Here is a 23,537-nt window from a genome sequence, read left to right on the forward strand (position 1 = left end):
CGTCGATGCGCAAAGCCCGCAGTGTCTTCATATGGGCCGTTGTTTCGCTCTGCATGATCGTGCTGATCACTCTGCCGGTTAATCTGCAGACCCAGCTCATCACCAGCATCACGGTCGTCACGGTGATGGCGCTGATCAAGATCCTGAAAGGCGAGGGGACGTGGCGCCTCGTGGCGCTGGCCTTCGGAACGTCAATCGTGTTGCGCTACGTCTATTGGCGCACCACCAATACCCTGCCGCCGCTGAATCAGCCTGAGAATTTCATTCCAGGCCTGCTGCTCTACCTTGCCGAAATGTACAGCGTCGCGATGCTGGCGCTCAGCCTGTTCATCGTCGCCACACCGCTCCCGCCGCGTCCGTCGCGTGCCGCCAATCCCGGGCGTTTGCCCCATGTCGATGTGTTCGTGCCCTCCTATAACGAGGATGCCGGCCTTCTCGGAAACACGCTGGCTGCCGCCAAGGCGATGGACTATCCGGCCGACAAGCTGCATGTCTGGCTGCTCGACGACGGCGGCACCCTGCAGAAGCGCAATTCCGGCAAGTTGCTCGAGGCCCAGGCGGCGGCGGCCCGCCATATCGAGCTGAAGCAGCTCTGCCAGGATCTTGACGTTACCTATCTCACGCGCGACCGCAACGAGCATGCCAAGGCCGGCAATCTCAACAACGGCATGAAACATTCGACCGGCGAACTCATTGCCGTCTTCGACGCGGACCACGCGCCGGCTCGTGATTTCCTGCTCGAGACGGTCGGCTACTTCGAAGACGACCCGAAGCTCTTTCTCGTTCAGACCCCGCATTTCTTCATCAATCCCGATCCGCTCGAACGCAATCTGCGCACTTTCGAAAAAATGCCGAGCGAGAATGAGATGTTCTACGGCATCATTCAGCGCGGCCTCGACAAATGGAACGCCGCTTTCTTCTGCGGCTCGGCCGCAGTCTTGAGCCGCAAGGCGCTTGAATCGCAGAACGGCTTTTCCGGCATCAGCATTACCGAGGATTGCGAGACGGCGCTGGCCCTCCATGGCAGCGGCTGGAACAGCATCTATGTCGACAAGCCGCTGATCGCCGGGCTGCAGCCGGCCACCTTTGCAAGCTTCATCGGCCAGCGCAGCCGCTGGGCGCAGGGCATGATGCAGATCCTGCGCTTCCGTTTCCCGCTTCTGAAGCGCGGCCTGTCGATCCCGCAGCGCCTGTGCTACATGTCATCCACGCTTTTCTGGCTCTTCCCGTTCCCGCGCACGATCTTCCTGTTCGCGCCGCTCTTCTACCTGTTCTTCGACCTCGAAATCTTCACGGCCTCCGGCGGCGAATTCCTGGCTTATACGTTTGCCTACATGCTCGTGAATCTGATGATGCAGAACTATCTCTACGGATCCTTCCGCTGGCCCTGGATTTCCGAGCTATACGAATATGTCCAGACGGTGCATCTACTGCCGGCCGTCGTCTCGGTCATGCTCAATCCGAGGAAGCCAACCTTCAAGGTCACTGCCAAGGACGAATCGATCGCCGTCAGCCGCCTGTCGGAGATCAGCCGTCCCTTCTTTGTGATCTTTGCGGTGCAGATCATCGCGCTCGTCATCACCTTCTACAGGATTTATGCCGAGCCCTATAAGGCCGACGTCACACTTGTCGTCGGCGGGTGGAACATCATCAATCTGATCATGGCTGGCTGCGCACTTGGCGTCGTGTCGGAACGTGGCGAGCGCGCTTTGTCCCGCCGTGTCCGCGTCAACCGGCGCTGCGAGTTCTACGCCAACGGCAAGTGGTATGCGGCCTCGATCGAGGACGTCTCCGTCCATGGCGCAAGGCTGCATATCTTCAACAAGCATCTCGATGAGCTGCTCGTCGGCGCCCCCGGCGAGATGCGCTTCCGGCCCTATAGCGGCGCAGATCTGGAAACCCTGCCGCTCATCGTCCGCAACATCGAGCCATCAGGCGATATCAGCAATGTCGGCTGCCAGTACGTGCCGAAAAGCGCGCTTGATCATCGCCTGATCGCCGATCTGATGTTTGCCAATTCCGATCAGTGGACCCAGTTCCAGGAAGCGCGCCGCCGCAATCCGGGCCTCATCCGCGGCACCATCTGGTTTCTGGGCCTGTCGCTGTATCAGACCAGCCGCGGCCTGGTTTACCTCTTTCGCAGCATGCGGCCGGAGCGGGAGGCGCAGCAGCAGGCGGCAAAGGTCAATGCCGGATGAGAAAGATCCTCGCCGCCGCGCTTCTCCTGTTGCATGCCCCCGCTGTCACCCAGGCGCAGACGGCGCCCTTCGACATGTCCGGCGAGCGGCCGCCCGGCGCGTCTACTGCCCCGAGATTGACGCCGCCCGCTCCACCCACAGCGACGGCGCCGGTACCTGTCACACCGCCCATTTCCGTAACACCTGCGCCCGTTCCTGCGCCGATCGCTGTCCTGCCGCAGCCAGGGGCGCCGGCATCTCAGCCCGGCGCGGCGGCGAATGCCGCTTCGCAGCCGCGCCACCGCGATTTCAGGCGCTATCTTGTACCCTTTTCGAAATTCAGTCTCAGCGGCGAATATGACCGCCGGTCATGGTCTGTCTATCTGACGCCCGAGCAGGCGGCCGCCAAGGCAAGTTTCACCTTCGCCTATCAGAATTCGATCGTCGTCGCGCCGGAAGCCTCCGCGCTGACCGTCTATCTCAACAATCGTCCGATCGGTCAGCAGCGGGTCAGCTCGGCGGACGGCTCTTCCGCCGTTACATTCGAAGTTCCCTCCGGCCTGTTACAGCCGGGCGCCAATCTTGTGACCTTCCAGGCAGAGCAGCGCCATCGCACCGATTGCAGCATCCAGTCCACCTATGAATTATGGTCGAATATCGATCCGGCCGGAACCTATCTGAGCTTTGCCGGCGGGAATGCCGCGGAGCTTTCGAGTGCCGACGCGATCCGCGCCATCGGCGTCGATGGCGCCGGCAGGACGGAGTTCGATATCGTCGTCCCGGCGTTGGAGCAGCCAGGGACGACCAAGCCATTGTTGCGGCTGGCACAGGGTCTGTCGGTGCTGAGCAGCATGCCGAACCAGATATTTGCCTTCAGCACCGCTTCCCTTCCGACCGCCGGTCCCGGCAAGCTCGGGGTGCTCGTCGGGACAGCCGCTGAGCTGCGGCCGTTCTTTCCCGGCCTGCCGCCCGGTGCCGAAAGCGCGCCCCTCGCTGCTTTCGTGACCGATCCGCGCAGTGGCTCGCCGGTGCTTTTGATCAGCGGCCCCTCCTGGCAAGCAGTCTCCTCGGCGATCGATACTATCGTTTCGCCGACGGACAGGTCCGCGGACGTCCGCCGCGATACGCTGACCACCGAGCGGTGGAGCGCGCCAAACGCGCCGCTGGTCTTTTCCGAGACCAGCATCGCCCTCTCGCAACTCGGCGTGAAGACCACGGAATTTTCCGGCCGGCGGTTCCGCGCCAGCTTCAATGTCGCCGTGCCGGCCGACTTTTATGCCAATGCCTACGGCGAGGCGAAGGTGCTGCTCGATGCCGCCTATACCGACAATGTGCTGCCCGGCAGCCATATCGATATCTACGTCAACGACAACATCGCCTCCACCGTACCGCTTACCTCGACCACCGGCGGCATTCTCCGTCACCTGCCGATCCGCGTGACGATGCGCCACTTCAAACCCGGCCTCAATACGATTGGGATCGAAACGATCCTGATGACGAAAGACGATGCCGCTTGCGCTCCGGGTGCTACCGCCGGTGCCAATCCCCGTTTTGCCCTGTTCGATACCTCGGAAGTGCACATTCCGGATTTTGCCCGCGTCGGGCAGCGTCCGAACCTGGCCGCCATTTCCGGCACGGCCTATCCCTATGGCCGGGCGACGGAACCGACGCCGCTGTTCATCGATCGCGTCGATGCCGATACGCTTTCGGCCGCGGCTACGCTGCTCGGTCAGATGGCGGTGAAGGCAGGCCATCCGATCGCCGTCGAAACCGTCGCTTCGCCGAATACGATCGGCGATCGGGACGCCATCTTCATCGGCTCGATTTCGCAGATGCCGGCAACCGCGCTGACGCAGGCCAACATCTCGACGGCGAGCCAAGCCTCGTGGCGTCCGGTGGTCGACACGCAGCCAGGCGTCATCGATACCGGCACGGCCTTCGAGGAGTGGGATTCCAAGGTGAGCGGCGGTATCTTGCGAAGCCGCATCACCGCCTTCCGTGAATGGCTGGGGCGCAATTTCGATATCACCCGCAGTTCGCTGCAGTTCATCCCCGGCGCCGAGAAGGTCTTCACCCCGTCCAACGCCGACACGCTCATGATTGCGCAGGGCTCCAGCCCCTTAGGAGAGGGTTCGTGGACCGTGGTGGCGGCACCCTCGGCGAAGGATCTGCGCGAAGGGCTCGAGGTGCTGACCGGTCAGCTGAACTGGCCGCAGATCTCCGGCCATATCACCACCTATTCGAGCAAGACGGGCAAGATCGATACGGTGCCCGTCACCCGCTTCGATTTCGTCCCGTCCACGCCTCGGTCGATCGCCAACTACCGCTTGATCGCCGCCAACTGGTTGTCGACGAATATCCTCTCCTATGCTTCGCTGCTCGTCGTCTTTGTGCTGCTGATCGGCGTCGCTACCTCGCGCATGCTCAAAACGCTGGGTCGGTCCAAATGAGGTGGTGGTGCGTGCTTCTGCTTGCGGCGACGGCTGCGTTCGCCCCCGCAAGCCCGTCCGCCGCCGCACAGCAGGCGATGATCAATGCCGATGCGTGGTCCGCCTACAAGGCGAAGTTTCTCGATGCGAGCGGCCGGATCGTCGATAATGGCAACGGCAATATCAGTCATAGCGAAGGGCAGGGCTATGGCATGCTGCTCGCCTATCTCTCGGCAAGCCCCGCGGATTTCGAGCAGATCTGGTATTTTACCCGCACCGAGTTGCTGTTGCGCGACGATGGCCTGGCCGTCTGGAAATGGGATCCCAACATCAAGCCGCACGTGACCGACACCAATAATGCCTCGGATGGCGACATGCTGATCGCCTATGCCCTGGCGCTTGCCGGTACTGCATGGAAGCGCAACGACTATATCCTCGCCGCCTCTCGCATGGCGCAGGCGCTGCTTGCCGAAGCTGTCGTCCGCTCGGCGGGCCGGACGCTGCTGATGCCGGGCAGCGAAGGTTTTGGCGCCGCCGATCGTGACGACGGTCCTGTCGTCAATCCTTCCTACTGGATTTACGAGGCAATGCCTGTCATGGCAGCACTTGCTCCCTCCGATGCGTGGAAAGAGCTGTCGGACGATGGCGTGGCGCTGTTGAAGACCATGCAGTTCGGTCCGCGCAAGCTTCCTGCCGAATGGGTCAGCCTCAGTGGCGCACCGCGACCGGCAGAGGGTTTCGACGCCGAGTTTGCCTATAACGCCCTACGCATCCCGCTCTATCTCGCGCGCGGCGGCATCACGGACAAGGCGCTGTTGAACCGCCTGCGAACGGGGATGTCGCAGAATGGCGTCCCGGCCACGATCGATCTGACCACAGGGCGGCCGAAGACCGTGTTGCTGGACCCGGGTTATAAAATTGTTAATGATGTTGTGGCCTGTGTAGTCGACGGGACCAGGCTGCCGGTCTCGGCTCTGCAATTCGCGCCCACACTCTATTATCCGTCCACGCTTCAACTGCTGGGGCTGGCCTATATCGGGGAGAAGCATCCGGAGTGTCTGTGAAATCTTCTCTCGTGGCGATTTCAGCGGCAGTCGTGGTGGCGACCCTCATCACCGGGCTGAAGGATCGTGGCGCCCTGCAGCAAAATTTCGGGCTTGGCTCTGCAGCCAGGCGAGCGCCGGAGCTGCTGATGATGGGCCGCATCAAGCCGGACGACGCTCCGGCCGGCAATTCCGAATTCGATGCCGAGACCGCCGCCGACAAGATCGAAGCGATCACTTCGTCGCCGCCACCGGCACCGTCCAGCGGTGTGCCGAATGCCGCTGCAGAGCAGCCGGCAACACCGCAACCCGACGCGCCTCAGACAGCTGCAGAGCCGGCCCCGGTCGCACCGCCGATCGTGTCCGACCCACCGGCGCCTCCAACGGCCGCCGCGCCCGCGCCTGCCGTCGATGAAAGCGCGCTTCGCTATTTTGCGAGTCGCGGCGACAAAGTGCGCCTGCAGGCCGAAATCTCCCGCCTACAGGCGCTTTATCCGAACTGGGTTCCGCCGGCCGATCCACTCGCCGTGCCGCAAAATGGCGACAAGCAGCTCGAGGCCATGTGGAAGCTCTATTCCGACAGCCGCTATGCGGAGCTGCGCAAAGCGATCGCCGACCGTCAGGTCGCCGACGCCGGGTGGCAGCCGCCGGCCGATCTGCTTGAGCGGCTTGGTGTCGCCGAGGCCCGCTCCCGCCTCATCAACGCTTCGGACCTCAAGCAATATGCGACCGTGGTCGATATCGCCGCCGCGACCCCGAGCCTGCTCACCTGCAGCGAGGTCGACGTGCTCTGGCGTGTCGCTGAGGCCTTCATCCGGACGGAGAGGGCGCAGCGCGGGCAGGATGCTTATGCCTATATCCTGAAGAACTGCACTGACGCTGCCGAACGGCAGGCGACGGTCGAAAAAGCTTCGACGCTGCTTGACTACCAGCCGATGCAGGCGCTGCTGGCACTGGAAAAGCCCGCTGTCGACGGCAAAAGGGAATTCGACGCAATCCGCGACAATCTCGCCCGACGCTTCGTCGCTGAAAGCAATGACGATCCGAAGCTCGCCATCGCGCCGAACTATATCTCTCACCTCGAAAAGCTTGCCGAAAGCGAGGGGTTGGCGTCCGATGCGCTGCTGCTCGGCTGGCACCAGCTTCGCCGCAACAATCCTGCCGATGCCGAAAAGTGGTTTCGTAGCGCCCGCGACAGGGAGGATACGGCGGCCGCCTCGCAGGGTTTGGCGCTGGCGCTAATCGCCCGCAAGGCGCCTCAGGAAGCCGAGGACGTGATGTTCCGTTGGCGCGCCGATTCCGATGATGCGAGCGCGACCTATCTTGCCGCCACCGCCAATTTGATGGCGCTGCAACCGCCGGCCGATCTGACCGAGGACGTGCTTCATCGGATCGCAGCCGAAGTCATCGCCCGGAGATATGTGCCGACGGCGCAGCAGTTCGGCTGGTATGCCCGCTCTCTCAACCAGTTCCAGACCGCCGCGCGTTGGTTCGAAACCGCGCTTGCCTGGAAACCGGATGACGAACCGTCCGCCTATGGCCTTGCCGTCACGCGTGAGCAGCTGAACGACCGCAAGGGCGTCCTCGATCTCCAGCGCGGCTGGGCCGGTCGGTCGGCGCGAATCGCCGATCTTCAGGACACTTCCTTGCCGGCATCGAGCGCCGAGTCCGCAAAGGCGCCGCGCGCGCCGCAGCAGCCGGTAGAGCCGCCGCAGCGTCCGGCCGCTTCAACGGCGCCGATTCCGGCCGAGCCGCCGACTGCGCGGCAGCCGGAACCGGAAGTCGCCATCCGGGCCGCAAGGCCGGCGATGCAGACGGTGACTGTCGAGCGCGGTCCGCGCCAGGCGCGGGACTGCTCGACGACCATCGACGCGGGACGCCTCGGGCCGGGCGAGGCGCTGTCGCGCGGCTGGTGCCTGATGGATATCAACCGGCCAATGGAGGCGGTCTCGGCGTTCGAGACGGCGTTGCAGAGTCCGGTCCGCAAGATCCGCGAAGACGCAGCCTATGGTCAGAGCCTCGCCTATCTGCGCGCCGGTCTTTCCAGCAATGCCGCCGTTGCGGCAACCAAGGCACCGCAGAGCCGCCAGCGCGCTGCCGAACTGCAGGTGGCGATCCTCGCCGATCGCGCCTTGTCGGCCTTCGACGCGGGGCGTTACCGTGAAACCCTCATATATCTCGATCAGCGCGCCCAGCTGCAGCAGGAGCGCATCGATCTGATGGTTCTGCGCGGCTACTGCTATCTCAATCTGAAGATGTACGATGACGCGATGCGGATTTTCGAAGCCGCCGCCGCGACCGGCAATCGCGACGCCGCACGTGGTCTGGCTGATGTTCGCAACGTCACGCATCCGGACGTCAACGACTGACGTTGACGCCGTCGCCGCTCTCGGCTACTCGCCTGCAGGAGAGACCCCGACTGCTTCGTGCTCGCAAGGAAACATCCGTGCCCGGTCACCACGACGTCCTCGACAGATCCTATGACGCCTTCCTCTTCGACATGGACGGAACGCTGCTGAATTCCATTGCCGTCGTCGAGCGCGTCTGGAGCAAATGGGCAAGACGCCATGGTTTTGAGCCTGAGGTTTTCCTGAAAACGATCCACGGAATCCGTGCCTCCGACGTGATCCGCGGCCTCGGCTTGCCGGGTGTCGATCCGGCGTACGAGGCGGATCTGCTGCTGGCCGAGGAGATGGAGGACGTCTCCGGCATCATCGAAATCCCCGATGCCATCCGCTTCCTCAACGCTATCCCCGACGGCAGATGGGCGATCGTCACCTCGGCGCCGATCGAACTCGCCAGGCGCCGCATTGCTGCAGCCGGCATTCCGATGCCGAAGGTGATGGTCAGCGGTCGGGAGGTCGTGGCCGGTAAGCCCAGTCCCGAGGGTTATCTGCTCGGTGCAAGCCGCCTCGGAGTCGATCCCGCGAACTGCCTGGTCTTCGAGGATGCCGTTGCCGGCATTCTTGCCGGCGAGGCCGCCGGAGCCGCCGTCACCGTCATCACCGAGACCCACGCCACGCCTTTCGAAACCCCGCATTTTTCGATTGCCAATTATCGGGCGTGGCAGCCTTGCCAGACCGCCGAAGGTCGGTTGACGGTCGCTGCGATCTGACCGTCACAAGCGAACTGCTTGCTTTTTGCCGGATGCAGGTTTTTTCTGCTTGCATTGCGCGCGCCGAAAAACTAAACGAAGCAAGCCGTTTCGGCAGGTCGGGGCGTAGCGCAGCCCGGTAGCGCACTTGACTGGGGGTCAAGGGGTCGCTGGTTCGAGTCCAGTCGCCCCGACCATTTATCCCCTTGAAATCCCAGTCATATTAAGCGATGAGCCGATGATGGCGTCGGGCAAAATGCTCCGAAAAGTCGTGGAACAATCTTGAGCAAGATCTTCGCTTTGTGTGCGCATCCTGGCGCACCCAACGCGACTTGAAGCAGCGCTTCCCGTGATTGAGGCGGCCGTCAAGGTGCTAACCCTCGCTACAGACATTTTCGACGACGACGCTGTCGTACTCAACGAGCACGGCCGGTCCGCTTTGGCATGTTGCAGAAGTCGCTGGGCGGCCGCGGCGGGGATGGCACCTTCATGGTTCAATCTGAACAGCAAGGCGGCCGCCTTCTCATTTCACCTCAGAGGCCATTGCCGCCGGCGTGGGCGCCAAAAGCGGTTCGATGCGCGATGGCATCTCGCTTATGGAAATCTGTGGCTGCGCGGGATCACCCCGGCGGCGCGTGGCTCCGCGCCGGCATCGGACTACCCCTTTCACTTTTCGGAAGAGTTCGTGTCACCTTGCTTTGACGCGGGATCGGCGCCGCCGCTCTCAGACAGCTCAGGGAAGGTGCTCTCCTTGCGGACGAGATGATCGGTTGACTTCAGCAGCTCGTATGACCGCTCAAGTAGAGAACGGGATCGTGACACTGCATTTTCGAAAGTGGGCTTGCCCATAGGTGCACACCGCATTGGCAGGCGGAGGCACATAGTAACCTTCAGCCGTCAGCGCCTACGAATTCGGTTGCTGACGATAGAGCAGATATGGGTAGTTCCTGCGAAAAGTCCACCTCGCCCCATCACAGGGCCGCGACAACAGCGAAAGAATCATGTCCCGAGTTCCGCACACGTCCTCAATGGGGACGGTTTGCTCGGATCTGCGCCAATTGCAGACTCAGGTCACGAACAAGCGAGCTCTCGCGTTGGGTCGCGGCGAAGAGTGCGGTTCAGTTCGGTTTTTGAGCGATTGCGATCATCGATTTGGCGAGGAGCGGAATCCTCCCGACATATTCGAAGTCGACGTCTTCGAAGCCTGTTTCATGCAGAAGCGTGCTGAGCGTTCCGGGAGACCAGAATTTGATGTGCCCATGGCTCTTCAACGGCATGAAATGGTCATCCATCTTGCCGCTCACGGCAAGCGCCAAGTTTTTCCAGTAGCCGTGAAAAGGCGTCGATACAACGGCAATGCCGCCGGGCTTTACCAAGTCGTACATGGTCGCCGTGAAGGCCTTGGGATCATAAACATGTTCCACCACCTCGAGGCTGATCACCGCATCGAAGGTCCCATAGCGGCTGGAAAGATCGTCGTAGCCGGAACCGATTTCCAGCGGGAGATCGGGATGGACCGCTTTCGCTTTCGCGATGCCGTCCTCCGACGGATCGACGCCGACGACATCGTAGCCTTTCTCCGCAAGCACGGAGGCAGCCCCGCCGGTGCCGCAACCGAGGTCGAAGACCGCGGTTTCATTTGCCTCCTGGAAGCTGTTTTCAAGAACATCGACAACAGCCGGCAAGATATAGGAATGAGCGGTGGCCGGCTTGGCGTGGACATAGGTAGCCGCGTCCAGTTGGATAGACATTGCACCTCCTGAAATAAAGTGAGCCCGCACGCAATGGTACGGCGGAGTTTGACGTCAGTGTGGTGCCATTGTGGTATTAAGGTGATTAACGGGGAAGCGTTCGCGCCGGCGGGAATCGACTGCCGCGCCCGGTCCATCGCCGGAGCTCGGTCGATCGGCATTCTTAACGCCCTCTTCATCACGATGCGATTGATCGTGATGCTCGGGCCGGAGAACAGCGCGAAGCGATTGACAGGGCGCTGACGAAGGTGCTGAAAACGGATCGAACCCCGTCGCATTCCAATGGAATAAAAGCGGCCTCCGTTCGGCTTGGGAGTTGTCTATTTAAAGTAAATTTCGCGGCAAGATACCGCCTTAAATAGCGACGTTGTAAATAGTTATTCCACGGCATTTTAGGATTCCAATCGAATGATAGATAATAAATTGTCTTTGTATTTGGGATATACAGAATTTTAGGACGAGTGAATCTGCTTTGGCCTGAAAGAATCTCGAACTTATTCGCATTTTCATGAAGATGTTGTAGATTAACATTATCCACGTCACAGAGAGCCTAGTGCGAGCACATGCCGGATATGAACCAGAATCAAACTTGCAGAGAGGCCCTGGCTGGCGCATTCCGGGCTCTGTCGGACGAGGCGGTCAAAGCCGGCTGGCCGGAAGGTGAGGTCGCCCTCACGCTTGCCGAGCTTGCCGAGGAGCGGTGATCGAGATTACCGCCAAGGTGATCACGGAAGGGTTCCTCCCCCCACAGATCATGGCCGCTGGCGGCCGCAGCAGCTAAGCGCCTTGTCGCTCCGATTTGGCTACTTTCGACGGGGTCCCAGGCGTCGGAAACGATCAGGCTGCTGGCCGGAGAATGGGCCCGGACCGGGGAGGGAAAGCGTTTTTCACTCGATGTTTAGACTCGCCATTCCCGCTGCTAACGCCCCGGTAACACACGGCATGAAATATCGTTCCGCAGGAATTTGCGCAGTTGCTAAAGTTCTGACCCTCGCGCATAATACCGTAATTGCCGGTTGCGGGAGGGCGCACGGCGATGCAAGCGTGACGGCGTTTGCCCTCGGAGGGAAGTGCGGCGTGATGTTACGGTCATCAATTCATCCGCATGATTTACCGCTCTTTTCGGAAGATCTCGATCTGCTTTCGCAAGTGCTCGACAAGGTCTGCGACGAACGCGGCCTGGTGAGAACGGCGCCGGAAGCCGAAAGGATCGGTGCGGTTATCATTCAGCTTTACAGACAGGGCGTGAGAGACGGCGGCAAACTCGCCGCCCTTGCCAAGACCTATCTCTGACACGCGGTTCCCGCAATAAAGGATGGGACCGCGAAAGGTTCTGGTCAATCGTCATTGGCGGCATTGAGGTTTTCCGGCCGGATGCCGTCATCGGTCGATGTGCGTGCCCGCAACCGGATGCCGGGGCCGCCTTCATCCTGATTTCCGCTCGAAAGGAAGATGATGCCGTGCGCCTCGAGCGTGCTGCGCAGGTCGAACAACGCATGCGGCTCGCCCTCAAACTCGCCCTTTTCCAACGCCGTGACGATCTCGACCGGCAGGCCGCTTGCGGCGGCGAGCTCTTCGATGCTCATTCCGATCATGGCGCGCGCGCCGCGTATCTGCGTTGCTGTTATCATGATGCAAAATCTAGCGCATTTGCCGCGCTTCGCAAGTGGCGCAGCGGCTGAACGCGACCTGCTGCAATCTTCAAGCGTCCCGCAATTTTACGCCGAACAGATCGTCATGCATTCGCTCGACGGCGATCCCCATGCCTCCCATGAGAGCGGCGCGGTTGCCGAAGCGGCTGATCTCGATGCGCGGTGGGTAGGGGGTGCAACGCGGCAGAAAAGCGCGGATGGCATTTACGAGTTCCGGCCTTGCGCCGATGCTGCCGCCGGTGATCACCAGTTCCGGGTCGAGAGTTGCTCCGATGGCGGCAATAGCGATAGCCACCAGCCTCGCCGTCTCTTCGATTGCGGCGATGGCGCTCGTTTCGCCTGCATTGAACGCAGCGAAGAGGTCGGCCACGGTTGAGGCGCTGCTCCCGCCGAAACCGGCATAGCGGCGCAGCATCGCGACGCTGCCGACCGCGCTCTCAAAGGTTCCCAGCGTAAAGCCGCCGGGATCAAAAGCATCGCCGCCGAGTGGAAGATAGGCGATTTCGCCAGCCGCGCCACGTGCGCCGCGCAACAGCGCGCCATTGGCGATGATACCCATGCCGATCCCCGTCCCAAGCGCCACGAAAGCAAAGTTGCCGACTTCGACGCCATGTCCTCGCCATCTCTCCCCTTGCGCGGCAAGGTTGACGTCATTTTCGATGATCACCGGTATGCCCATCTTGTCGCTGAACGCTTGCCGCAGATCCATTGCGTCCACGCCGGGAATGTTCGGCGCGACGTTGATATGTCCGGTAGCCGGATCGAGGACGCCGGGGCTGCCGAGAACGACGAGATGCAGCTTGTCGGCCGTCGTCCCCGCCGCAAGCGCGAGTTGAGTGATCAGGTCGCTGAACTGATTGACGAGATGCGGTCCACCGCGCGGGTCAGTGGGCACTTCGGTTTCCACAACGACGTTACCTAACAGGTCGCAGATAGCCGCAGCGATCTTAGTGCCCCCGAGATCGATGGAGACAGCCAGACCCGCGCTTGCGTTGATTTCATAGATGATCGCATTCCGGCCGGGACGACCATCGGTCTGCCCGACAGGTTTCAGCCACCCATCATCCTCAAGATCTCGCACGACATCGGAAATCGTCTGTTTCGACAAGCCGGTCAGCTTGGCAATATCGGCGCGCGAGATCTTCCCCTTGGCTAACACGGTCCGGATCACCGCGTTGGTCGAGATTTTTCGTGCTATGGGAGTCTGCACGATAGACGACGTCATTGCCATCGGGCTGCTCGTTCCAATTAGTTCGAGGTGTATCCCTAATGTTAGGTCGGTGCGGTTCTCAACCGTCGCGAAATGATGGATTTTGTCCTCAATCCCCATCTCCATAGCCGAGTTCAGTACACGGAAGCCGACAATTTGTCTATGTCATTGACAAAAGAGGAGCCGCCTGTAGGCTGGGATCAAAGCGTAGTCAAATGCGCGATTGAAAGAGGGTCGAGGACAAGTATGCACCGTACATATTGTCTGGGTCGGCGTGGATGCGCCAAGATCGCCCAAAGAGGAATCGGCTCAGGCTGGTTCAGCTGTTTCTTCGTCTCGTATTCTTCGGGTTTCTCAACGCGGGTGTTGGGAACCTGTCTATGATCAAGGCCTCGACGGACGGACAGCTTTCAGCCGACGCCGGCGTCCTGCTGCCTGTAATGGCGCCACGCCTTCAGGCGGATGTTCATCCGGACGGATATGCCGATCTTGCCCTCTGGGGTGCCGGCAGCCTGGGGCGTGTGCGGTTTTCTCCGATCACCGGCCCCTATAGCTACGCTCCGAATAGGCTCGTCTCGAAACAGGGCGGCGTTTTTGTCGGGCAGTCGCTGCCGGTGATGCTGATCAGCGGAGTGATCCTGCAGGGTGTCTATCCGGCGCGCCGTTGCGCCTGGTGGCACGAGCCGGATGGGCGAGGCGCGAAAGCGAAGGCGTCCCGCGGCGGTCATCGGCAGATTTTCGAAATGAGCTGGGGCGTCCTTATCGTGGAAGCTCGAGATTCCGATCTGCGGATTGCCGGTGGCGCCTCGAGAGACGAGGCCGAGAGAGCGCTTGATCTCACCAGTGAAGCCATTATCACCGAAGCCGCGGAATATGTGGCGCGTTGCGACATGATGCCCGACGCCGACCCGCTGATGCGCAGCATGGTCAGCCAAGGGATACATGCGGCCCTTTCCAGCGTAAGGCGCGACGAAAATGGCGCCTTCGCCGGCCTTGCCGCCGGGCAGGCCTATAGCGCTCCGGCGCGGACCTATTACCGCGACGGCTATTGGACGATGCAGCCGCTGTTGACGCTTGCACCGGAGGCGGTGCGCGACGAGATCCGACTGCTCGCCAAGGGAATACAGCCCGACGGAGAGGCCCCGAGCGGCGTTATCCTGACGGGACCGGCGCAATCGGATGCCTGGCAGCGCTTCGTCGCCGACTGCAAGGCCAATCCCAAAAGCCACAAAAGAGCAGTTCCGGAGTATCACAACCGTCCGCAGGATTGGTGGAGCGACCACTTCGACAGCCCGCTTTTCTTCATTCTTTTTCTGGATGACTATTTCGGCGCTACGAAAGACGCGTCCGAGGTGCAGCTTCATTGGCCGACAGTGAGAGCGATCATGGATCGCTACCTAAGTCTGGCCGGTCCCGACAGCGTTCTGCCGCTGAAGCCGCGCAACGACCGGGATTGGGCCGACAATGTCTTCCGTGACGGCTTTGTCTCCTACGATTTGGGCCTCTTCGTCGGCGCGATGGATGCGGTGGCGAGACTGGGTGAGGGGCACGATCCGACCCTTGCCGAACATGCGCGCAAGACCGCAATTCTGGCTCGCCAGGAAATCGAAGCGAAGCTCTTCGTGCCGGCAACGGGAGGATATCTCGACTACGGAACGCCTGGCTCTTTTGTCGAGGATCATCTGGCTCTCGACAGCCTGACCCTATCGCGATTTAGTGCTATCTCAGAAGAGAAGGCTATCGGCCTCCTGAGAGCGTTTGAAACCAGACTGGAAACGCGCAACAATCAGGAACAGCCCTATGGCAGTTGGGGTGTGATGTGCGCCTATCCACCATTCAAGCGGCAAAGCGATTTGCGATCCAAGACCGCTTTTCCCTACCGCTACCATAACGGCTCGGACTGGCCTTATTGGGACGGCGCCTATGCCGAAGAACGCCTTCGCCGCGGACTTGGAGGCGCCCGCTACGCGCTGACCCGCTGGTGGGAAACCTGCCTCGACAATGGCTGGATCGGCGCGGTGGAATATTTCTCGCCGCCCTATGGACGCGGCTCCCTGCTTCAGGGCTGGAGCGCCATGCCGGCGGCCGTCGCTTTGAAATATGGGCTTGACGCTGCAAATTCGGAGCCGATGTCATGAGCTGTTTGACGCCGGCGGTTTCAGCGGGATCCCTGATCGATCCGCATAGCAAAGGCGACGGCGCCATCGCGTTCGAATTCGGAAAAGCCAAGGTGACGGTAGAAGCCCTTGGCGCGCTCGTTTGCAGGGTCGACCCCGAGATGCACGGCCGTTACCCCATGATTTCGAAGTGCCTGCAGCTCGGTGCTGATCATCTTTCGTCCCCAGCCGCTTGCCTGAAGCCCGGGGAGGATGTTGATGTGCAGATGCGCCGGGTACTGGTGCTGAAGCCAAACCGTCCCGCTGCGCGGATTTTGGATTCGGTCCAAGACGTCGGCGTCGCGCGGACGGGTCGGCGCCAGTCCGGCGATCTCTCGGCGCACGGACGGCCACCAGCTTGCCGCCAGGTCCTGATCGAACCGGCTGGTGTCGGGTGCGCCCACGACATAGCCGACCGGACGGTCGTTCTGGACGAGAACAAAAGCAAAATCCTTGGCGAACTTGAGATATGGCACCGACCAGATGTAGCCGGGCAGACGCGGGTCACTATAGAGAGCGCTGGCATCGTGACCGCCATTCGCGGTTTTCAGGCAGATTTCAAAAAAAGCTTCGATATCCGCTTCAATCGCGGGACGGATGAAGCAGCTGGTGTCCATCACTGTGCCACCTCCTGCGTGGCGCATTGTCGTTTTGGGTCGCGAGAGGAGCTGATGCACTGACGATTACCTCAGATTCGCCCATCAGGCAAAGCTCTGGGGGAAGAAAACGTTCGGCGGCGCCTGGCGCAAGGCTCGAACGGGGAGTGGAGAATAAACCAAGTGAGGTGGAGCAGATGAAAAGAAGCTTGAAATCGATCAACATACTGCCGGCATTTCAAATGAAAACGGCCGTCGCGCTTGCTGGCGCAGCGCTTATGAATTTTGGCCTTTCGGCAGCCGCCCGGGCTGACGATCTGGCCGTTTGGGATGACCAGACATACGAAGGTCAGAGTGCGGTCATAGAGCAGCTGAACAAAGAGTTCGAGGCTGCGCATCCCGGCGTGACGATCAAGCGGACAGCCCGCACCTTCGATGACATGAAGTTGACGCTGAAGCTTGCGGTTTCGGCAGGGAACGGCCCGGTCGTCACGAAGGTCAACCAGGGCGCCGGCGATATGGGCGCAATGGTCAAGGAAGGACTGCTTCTGCCGGTTGACGACTACATCAAGAAATACAGCTGGGATAAGCGCCAGTCCGATTCTGTGCTGGCGCGAGATCGCTGGGATGGGCCAAAATTCGGGGTCGGCAAGACCTACGGCATCTCGGGCCTCGCCGAGATCGTCGGCCTCTATTACAACAAGAAAATCCTCGATGACGCCGGCATAGCGCTGCCGAAGACCTTCGAGGAGCTTCTGGCCGATCTCGACAAGCTGAAGGAAAAAGGGGTGGCGCCCTTCATGATGGGCAGCGCAAAGCAGCATCTGGCCCTGCACATGATCGGCGCCATCGATCAAGCCCATATCGACGCGGGCAATCGCGCCGAGCTTGACGATCTGATCTACGGCAGGGGCGGCTCCTGGAACACCAAGGGCAACATCGAATCCGCAAAACTGGTGCAGAAGTGGGCGCAGGGCGGCTATTTCTATCCCGGTTTCGAGGGCATTTCGGGTGACGACGCCGTCCAGCTTTTCATATCAGGCCAGGGCGCCTTCCTGATCTCGGGAACCTGGTATTTCGGTGATATGCAGCACAACCAGGATATCGGCTTCATGGCCATTCCTGCCCCGAAAGGCATTACCAAGCCGCTGAGCGTCGGAGGCGTGGACCTTGCCTGGGCGATAACGAGCTTGGCCAAAGACCAGAAAACGCAGGACCTGGCCGGTGAATATATCGACTACATGGTGTCGGAAAAAGCTGCCGAAGCCTGGGCCAATGCCAGCTATCTTCCGGCAACGTCGCTTGCGGCGGATGCGAAGCCAAAGCTCACGCCGCTGCTGAGCGCCGGTATCGAGATGTGGAAGACGCTTAACGCCAACGACGCTCTCGGCCACTATCCCGATTGGTCGAGCCCGACGATGCTGAAGACGATCGACGATAACACGCCGCTTCTCCTGTCCGGCAAGATCACGCCTGAAGCCTTTGTCGACGCCATGGACAAGGATTATCAGGCTTACCTGAAGGGTCAGAAATAAATGACGCGGACGCAGGCCGCGACCGTCCGCGGCCTGCGTCTCGTCGACATCACCTTAAGAAACCAGCGCCGCGATCTCACGCTTGCTGCACGACGACGATAGCTTTGGCTTCATGGAGTACCGGAATGAAGCGATCCCCACTTGATGGCTCCGAACATACCAACTGGATCTATCTATTGCCTGGATTGCTGCTTTACGCGGCCTTTGTCTTCGGGCCGATTGTCGCGGCTTTGGGGTTGAGCCTGACCAGTTGGGACGGCTTGACTGTGCCCAAGTGGGTTGGCCTCGGCAATTACGTCGATCTTTTTTCCGATGATCGTTTTTACATCGCCTTGCGCAACAATGCCGAGCTGATGATTTTCTACTGCGTCCTGCCGCTCGGGCTTGGCATAGGCCTTGCCGCCTGCGTCTGGAATCTGAAGCAACGGGAACAACTCGCTCTGCGGACATTCCTGTTCCTGCCGTACATCATGCCGACTGCCGTATTGGGCATCATCTGGGCATGGCTCTACAATCCTGCATTCGGTCCGTTCAACCAGTTTCTGAGAGCAGTGGGCTTGGGCATGTTCGCACTCCCTTGGCTGGGAGATTTCAACTTCGTGCTTCCCGCAGTCGGGATCGTTGCCACCTGGTATTTCTTTGGTTTTTGCATGGTGATCTTCCTCACGGGAATTCAGCGCATCGACCCCTCGCTCTTTGATGCTGCGAAGGTCGATGGCGCTTCTGCGCGAAAGACGTTTTTCTGGATAACGCTGCCGCTTCTCATGCCGGAAATCAGGGTGGTTTTGCTGCTGACGGTCATCGCGTCGATCAAAAGCTTCGACCTGATCTTCACAATGACCCGCGGCGGGCCCGCCAACGCCACGCTCGTGCCGAATATCTACATGTACCAGCTCGGTTTCGAGCTCAATCGGTTCGGCGCGGCGGCTGCCATTGCCATTGTCGGCGCGCTGCTGACATTCGTCATCAATTTTGCAATTCACCGGCTGGTGGGCTCAAAAAGTAAAGGAATGGCTTGATGAGCCGAAAGTCTAACATTCCCGCCGCCCCGCTCTTCCTTCGCCTTGTCCTCTGGCTTCTTGCATTCGTAACGATTACGCCGTTCCTGCTTCTGCTGCTGACCTCGATCAAGAGCAAGGCCGACGTTCTGCAGGGCGCCTTCGCGCTGCCGGCATATCCGCATTTCGAAAATTACCTCGATGCCTGGAACGCCGGGCATTTCAACATCTACTTCTGGAATTCGATCATCGTTGTCATTCCCGTCGTTGCGGCGAGCGTCTTTCTGGGCCTGCTGACGGGTTTTGCCTTCGCTTATTTGTCCTTTCCGCTTAGGCGCACCCTGTTCGCGATCCTGACGCTCGGCATGATGGTGCCGGCGGAGGCCTTCATCATCCCGCTTTATTACGAAATGCGGTATCTTGGGTTGATCAACACCTATGCGGCCGTCATCGTGCCGCAGATCGCGATGTCGATACCATTCTCGACGATCTTTCTTGCCAGCGCGATGCAGCAATTGCCGGAAGAAATTCTGGAAGCGGCCGTTCTCGACGGGGCCGGACGCTTCTACATCCTTCGCAAGATCGTCGTTCCGCTGATGGTGCCGGCGATGTCGACGCTGGCGTTGTTCCTGTTCATCTGGACCTGGAATGAGTTTCTGATCCCCTTCATTCTGGTCAACGACGATGCCTATCGGACGCTGCCCCTCGGCATGCTGTTTTTCCAGGGGCGCTATACCGTCAACACGCCGGTTCTGACCGCCGGTGCGGTCATTGTCATTGCCCCGCTCATCCTGACCTATCTCGTTTTCCAGCGGCGGTTCATCGCCGGCTTGACGGCAGGCGCGACGAAATAGCCCGACCATCAGGCGACTACGCCGTTCCTTTGGGAATTCGGCCGCGCCTGTGGCGCGCTTCCAGCGCCGCGCAGCCCCAGATTGTGCCGAAGAGCAGATAGACATGGCGCCAGTGGTCGATGTCGATGACATTGCCGATTGCCGCGTGACCGAGAACGGAGATCCAGGCAATCATCAGGAAGGGTTGCCAGGGCCGGTCGTGGAGCAGGTTCCGGAACCCCAGGATGAGCGTCGAGAGGAGCATTCCGACATAGCTGACGAAGCCGAGCCAGCCATAGGAGGTGAGCGACTTCAGCCAGATGTTATGCTCGTCCTCGGGAAACATCGTGCCGAACACGAGCGGACCGATGCCGAGCGGTCGCTCCATCATCATGGTGAAACCGATCCTGTGGCGCTCGAAGCGGCCGAGATGTTCGCCGTCATACTGCTGCACGAGCTGGGCCCGTGTCGAAAACAACTCTGCGACCTTCGGAATCTGCAGCGCCACGAGCAGCGATGCGACCAGCATGATGATCGCCGCCAGTGACAGGATCAGCACTCGCAAGCGGAAGGCACCGCTGCGCTCCTTCAGCAGCATGATGAAAATCAGGAGCACCACGCCGAGCGCAAAGAGACCCCAGGCGGCTCGGGAAAAGGAGAGGAAGATGCCGAGGGCAATCACGAGAAGGGCGGCTGCCTTCAACGGCGATTTCTTCAGATCGCCGACCAGAATGCCGTGGATGAGATGGAGCGACGGCGGCACCAGGAAGGGGCCGAAGACGTTCGGATCCTGGAATGCGCCTTTGGCGCGGTCATAAAGAGTGAACACTTCCGAGCCGGGAAAGGCGTGGAAATAGCCGAGCACGCCAAGCGCCGACGTGACGACGGCAGCCAGGGTCCAGGCGTTGAAGATCAGGGGCAGCCGCTTATGGCTCTCCTCGATGATCGCCCCGTAGAAAACCGCGGTCAGCGCCAGGAAGGTCGAGACAGCGATATACATCGGTGCCGTCGCAAGATCCTTCATCTGTGTCAGCGACAGCATGCCGCCGATATTGAAAGTGAGCAGCAGGGCAAGCAACGGCGCGACGCTGCGCGAAATCCTGAGACCTAGGATGAACCAGAGGCCGATCAGCCCCGCCATCCAGAGTTCGTAAGGGGCCGGCTCATCGATCACGAAGCCGGAGAGGAAAACGCCGAAGGCGACGAAGGCCGAACCGATCAGCCGCAGCGCCGCTCGCTGCGGCTGGGCGACACGCGAATATGTCGCCTCGATCGCGCTCAATAGGCATTTTCCGTGTTGAGCAGCCGGATCGGCGTCAGGAACAGGATTTTGAGATCGAACCAGAGCGACCAGTTCTCGATATAATAAAGGTCGTAGGCCGTGCGGAACTTGATCTTCTCGTCATTGTCGACTTCGCCGCGCCAGCCGTTGATCTGCGCCCAGCCGGTCACACCCGGCTTGACACGGTGGCGGGCGAAATAACCTTCGACGACATCCGCAAAGGCGCGGTCGCGCGCCTGGGCAAGAACCGCATGCGGACGCGGACCGACCAGCGAGAGCTCTCCCCGCAGCACGTTGAAAAGCTGCGGCAGCTCGTCGAGTGAGGTCTTGCGGATGAACCTTCCGACAGGGGTGACGCGCGGATCGCCCTTGGTCACCGCGGCCTTGCCTGAGGGGTCGGCCATGTTGGTGTACATCGAGCGGAACTTGAAGACGTTGATGACTTCGTTGTTGAAGCCGTGACGCTTCTGCATGAAGAAGACAGGACCTTCCGAGGTCGCCTTGATGGCGATCGCAGTTGCGGCCATCAGCGGCCAGAGCAGCGCAAGCGCGATCAGTGTGAAAAAGATGTCGAAGCCGCGTTTGGCGACGGAATCCCAGTCGCGGATCGGCATCTTGAAAATGTCGAGCATCGGTACAGCGCCGACATGCGAATAGGCGCGTGGCCGGAAGCGCAGCCGGTTGGCGTGCGCCGCAAGTCGGATATCGACCGGCAGGACCCAGAGCTTCTTCAGGAGATCGAATATACGCGCCTCAGCCGAAAGCGGCAGGGCGATGATCAGCATGTCGATGCGCGTCAGCCGCACGAATTCGACGAGTTCCGCCACGGTGCCGAGCTTCGGGTAACCGGCGACCATGATCGGTGAGCGTTTCTCGCCGCGGTCGTCGAAAATGCCGCAGATGCGGATGTCGTTGTCGGCCTGCTGTTCGAGGATGCGGATCAGCTCCTTGGCCGGTTCGCCGCCGCCGACGATGACGGCGCGCCGCTCCATGATGCCGTTGCGCGCCCAGTTGCGGATGCCGTAGGCGACAAGGAAACGCTCGGCCGAGAGAAAGAGCACGCCGGCGGCGAACCACGGGACATAGGCATCGACCATCGCCCATGTGGTGCCACGAAGGAGCGCGATCAGGCCGATGGTGAGGACAAGCGCGATCGTCCAAGAGGCGATAATGCGGGGCATCAGCCTTAGCTTCGCCCGGAGCGCAGGAATGGTGTAGGTGTCGGCAAGCTGCAGGGCGATCACGGTCGAGGCCGAAGCGATCGCTGCCATGCCCGCCCGCAGCAGCAGAGGATCGCTGCCGTCGCCCGGCCAGAAGTAGTGGACTATCAGGGCAATCGAAAAGAGCGCCAGGAATTCCAGGAGCCGCAATTGGCCGATAATAATGGCAGGCGAACGAGTGCCCTCGCGGAACTGTTCGGCGATCTGCCGGGCATAGGCATTGATTTCGGTCGGCTCGGAGGCCTGCTCCCGACTTGAATTGCGTCGCGCCTCGATGTCGGAGACCTGCTTGCGCAGCGCTTCTACGTCGAACGGATCGCTTTTTTCCGGCTTGTTCATGGGGTTTTGTCGCTCGTTGTCAGCAAGCGAAATACCAGAAAGCCCCTAAGAAATATTTACGCCGCCGGACATTGCACCGGCGGCGGGATCGACGAGTTCATGGTACAACTTCAGCACATCCCGCGCCATCACGGTCGAGGAAAACACGGCCTTTACTGCCGCATGCGACGGCATTGTTCTGGCGTGCCAGCCGGGCGTGCTGAGCGCTTCCGCCATGACGCGGGCGAGATCGTCGGAATTGCCGGGCTCTACAAGAGCCGGACTGTCCTTGCCGAGCACCTCAGGAATGCCGCCGACACGGCTGGCGATGATCGTCTTGCCGGCCCCCAGCCCTTCGAGCACGATATAGGGCATTGCTTCGGCGCGAGAGGGGACGACGAGATTTTGCGCCATGGCAAAGGCTTCGTGGATACGCATTGCCGGCAGCATGCCGATCCGTTTGCCGAGGCCGCGTTCGATCATCATCTCGCGGTAGCGGTCGCGGTCAGGTCCGTCGCCGATCATCAACGCTGAAAGCGGCCTGCCGAGCAGCCGCTCGGTCTTGGCGAAGGCATCGACAAACAGATCGGGACCCTTAAGGTCCCGAAGCATCCCGACATAGATGAAATGCACGGCATCCGACCGGGTGTGGATCGGCTCGAATTCACGCTCTCCGATGCCGTTATAGATCAGTTTCGTCTTCGTCCGCGGCTTGCCTACCTTGCGGGCATAGGTGTCGCGCTCGTATTCGCAGATGAAGACCAGCGCATCGGTGAAATATTCCTGCAGGCGCTCCATCCTGAGGACGAACTGTCCTGTGAATGAAGAGCGCGAATAATGCAGGCTTCCTCCATGCGCGGTATAGAGGCGGGCTACGCGATACCTGTTCACCCGCAGGGCTGAGCCGGCAAGTCGCGCGAGCACGCCGCCCTTGGCGCCGTGCCCGTGCAGCACGTCCGGCCGCAAACTTTTGATCTTCTTGTACGTATCCCACATTGTCGCGATATCGGACGGGCTGACCGAGCGGCGGATCGGCACGCGCGTCAGGCCGAGCGACAAATATGGGCGGATATCGTCGAACAATCTGTCCTCGTGCTCGCCGCCGGTCGAGCTGTCGCAGAGAATGCCGATGTGATGACCGGCCTTGCTGTGTTCCTCGACCAGGTCGCGGACATGGCGGAAAATTCCGCCGACCGGCGATCTGAAGCAGTGAAGAATGCGGAGCGGCCTCTCTCTTGCCATT

General features: G+C 60.7%; 17 protein-coding genes, 1 tRNA gene and 2 pseudogenes. 12 read left to right on the forward strand and 8 right to left on the reverse strand.

From position 1 onward, the window contains the following. The first annotated feature begins 5 nt into the window (after positions 1 to 5). The 6 genes from bcsA to RHE_RS07895 all read left to right on the forward strand — a co-directional run bounded on the left by bcsA (position 6) and on the right by RHE_RS07895 (position 8,940). On the forward strand, positions 6 to 2,198 hold the full coding sequence (bcsA, locus tag RHE_RS07870) for a UDP-forming cellulose synthase catalytic subunit (RefSeq protein ID WP_020920965.1): 2,193 nt from the start codon (positions 6 to 8) through the stop codon (positions 2,196 to 2,198). After that, positions 2,195 to 4,627 (forward strand): cellulose biosynthesis cyclic di-GMP-binding regulatory protein BcsB, encoded by a 2,433-nt coding sequence (locus RHE_RS07875; RefSeq protein ID WP_011424872.1) that lies wholly within the window; start codon positions 2,195 to 2,197, stop codon positions 4,625 to 4,627. Before bcsA ends, RHE_RS07875 begins: the two co-directional genes overlap by 4 nt. Next, entirely contained in the window at positions 4,624 to 5,670 is a 1,047-nt protein-coding gene (locus tag RHE_RS07880; protein ID WP_011424873.1) for a glycosyl hydrolase family 8, read from the forward strand. The genes RHE_RS07875 and RHE_RS07880 overlap by 4 nt, the downstream gene beginning before the upstream one ends. Next, positions 5,667 to 8,018, forward strand: a complete 2,352-nt coding sequence (locus tag RHE_RS07885; RefSeq protein ID WP_042118219.1) for a cellulose synthase — start codon at positions 5,667 to 5,669, stop codon at positions 8,016 to 8,018. The genes RHE_RS07880 and RHE_RS07885 overlap by 4 nt, the downstream gene beginning before the upstream one ends. Positions 8,019 to 8,095: 77 nt before the next feature. After that, on the forward strand, positions 8,096 to 8,764 hold the full coding sequence (locus RHE_RS07890) for an HAD family hydrolase (RefSeq protein ID WP_011424875.1): 669 nt from the start codon (positions 8,096 to 8,098) through the stop codon (positions 8,762 to 8,764). Positions 8,765 to 8,863: 99 nt separating this feature from the next. Then, positions 8,864 to 8,940 (forward strand) — tRNA-Pro (locus RHE_RS07895). 921 nt (positions 8,941 to 9,861) lie between these two features. Here the strand turns inward: RHE_RS07895 and RHE_RS07900 are convergent. Next, the gene (locus RHE_RS07900) at positions 9,862 to 10,494 is read right to left on the reverse strand and encodes a class I SAM-dependent methyltransferase (RefSeq protein ID WP_011424877.1); all 633 of its coding nucleotides are present in this window, start codon (positions 10,492 to 10,494) and stop codon (positions 9,862 to 9,864) included. Between the two features lie 563 nt (positions 10,495 to 11,057). On the opposite strand from RHE_RS07900, the pseudogene RHE_RS07910 reads away from it, so the two are divergent. After that, positions 11,058 to 11,275: pseudogene (locus RHE_RS07910) on the forward strand (hypothetical protein). A 27-nt stretch (positions 11,276 to 11,302) separates the two neighbouring features. On the opposite strand, the pseudogene RHE_RS34955 reads toward RHE_RS07910, so the two are convergent. Further along, positions 11,303 to 11,386 (reverse strand): annotated as a pseudogene (locus tag RHE_RS34955) (DUF982 domain-containing protein); the annotation flags it as partial. Between the two features lie 188 nt (positions 11,387 to 11,574). Here RHE_RS34955 and RHE_RS07915 point away from each other — a divergent pair. Beyond that, positions 11,575 to 11,787, forward strand: a complete 213-nt coding sequence (locus tag RHE_RS07915; RefSeq protein WP_041678612.1) for a hypothetical protein — start codon at positions 11,575 to 11,577, stop codon at positions 11,785 to 11,787. 44 nt (positions 11,788 to 11,831) lie between these two features. Here RHE_RS07915 and RHE_RS07920 read toward each other — a convergent pair whose 3' ends face one another. After that, the gene (locus RHE_RS07920; protein WP_011424879.1) at positions 11,832 to 12,125 is read right to left on the reverse strand and encodes a helix-turn-helix domain-containing protein; all 294 of its coding nucleotides are present in this window, start codon (positions 12,123 to 12,125) and stop codon (positions 11,832 to 11,834) included. Between the two features lie 70 nt (positions 12,126 to 12,195). After that, on the reverse strand, positions 12,196 to 13,377 hold the full coding sequence (locus tag RHE_RS07925) for an ROK family transcriptional regulator (protein WP_011424880.1): 1,182 nt from the start codon (positions 13,375 to 13,377) through the stop codon (positions 12,196 to 12,198). A gap of 359 nt (positions 13,378 to 13,736) precedes the next feature. Between RHE_RS07925 and RHE_RS07930 the strand changes: the two genes are divergently transcribed. Further along, positions 13,737 to 15,494, forward strand: coding sequence for a glucosidase family protein (locus RHE_RS07930; protein WP_011424881.1), 1,758 nt, complete (start codon positions 13,737 to 13,739; stop codon positions 15,492 to 15,494). Positions 15,495 to 15,514: 20 nt separating this feature from the next. Here the strand turns inward: RHE_RS07930 and RHE_RS07935 are convergent, their stop codons facing one another. Further along, positions 15,515 to 16,129 (reverse strand): GNAT family N-acetyltransferase, encoded by a 615-nt coding sequence (locus tag RHE_RS07935; RefSeq protein ID WP_011424882.1) that lies wholly within the window; start codon positions 16,127 to 16,129, stop codon positions 15,515 to 15,517. 176 nt (positions 16,130 to 16,305) lie between these two features. Here RHE_RS07935 and RHE_RS07940 point away from each other — a divergent pair, with 176 nt between their 5' ends. The 3 genes from RHE_RS07940 to RHE_RS07950 all read left to right on the forward strand — a co-directional run bounded on the left by RHE_RS07940 (position 16,306) and on the right by RHE_RS07950 (position 19,495). Beyond that, positions 16,306 to 17,643: an extracellular solute-binding protein gene (locus RHE_RS07940; RefSeq protein ID WP_011424883.1), complete on the forward strand. Its 1,338-nt coding sequence runs from the start codon at positions 16,306 to 16,308 to the stop codon at positions 17,641 to 17,643. 125 nt (positions 17,644 to 17,768) lie between these two features. After that, the gene (locus RHE_RS07945; protein ID WP_011424884.1) at positions 17,769 to 18,662 is read left to right on the forward strand and encodes a carbohydrate ABC transporter permease; all 894 of its coding nucleotides are present in this window, start codon (positions 17,769 to 17,771) and stop codon (positions 18,660 to 18,662) included. After that, on the forward strand, positions 18,662 to 19,495 hold the full coding sequence (locus tag RHE_RS07950; protein WP_011424885.1) for a carbohydrate ABC transporter permease: 834 nt from the start codon (positions 18,662 to 18,664) through the stop codon (positions 19,493 to 19,495). Before RHE_RS07945 ends, RHE_RS07950 begins: the two co-directional genes overlap by 1 nt. A 16-nt stretch (positions 19,496 to 19,511) precedes the next feature. On the opposite strand, the gene RHE_RS07955 is transcribed toward RHE_RS07950, so the two are convergent. The 3 genes from RHE_RS07955 to RHE_RS07965 are packed head-to-tail and all read right to left on the reverse strand — an operon-like array spanning position 19,512 to position 23,536. After that, complete coding sequence (locus RHE_RS07955) at positions 19,512 to 20,756, reverse strand: O-antigen ligase family protein (protein ID WP_011424886.1); 1,245 nt, start codon at positions 20,754 to 20,756, stop codon at positions 19,512 to 19,514. Continuing rightward, on the reverse strand, positions 20,753 to 22,315 hold the full coding sequence (locus tag RHE_RS07960; RefSeq protein ID WP_011424887.1) for an undecaprenyl-phosphate glucose phosphotransferase: 1,563 nt from the start codon (positions 22,313 to 22,315) through the stop codon (positions 20,753 to 20,755). Before RHE_RS07960 ends, RHE_RS07955 begins: the two co-directional genes overlap by 4 nt. Before the next feature lie 45 nt (positions 22,316 to 22,360). Then, positions 22,361 to 23,536 carry a glycosyltransferase family 4 protein gene (locus RHE_RS07965; protein WP_011424888.1) on the reverse strand — a complete coding sequence of 392 codons (1,176 nt, stop codon included), beginning with the start codon at positions 23,534 to 23,536 and terminating at the stop codon, positions 22,361 to 22,363. Position 23,537 lies beyond the last annotated feature (1 nt).

Source organism: Rhizobium etli CFN 42 (genome assembly GCF_000092045.1).
In the GTDB taxonomy this organism is placed as follows: Bacteria; Pseudomonadota; Alphaproteobacteria; order Rhizobiales; family Rhizobiaceae; genus Rhizobium; species Rhizobium etli.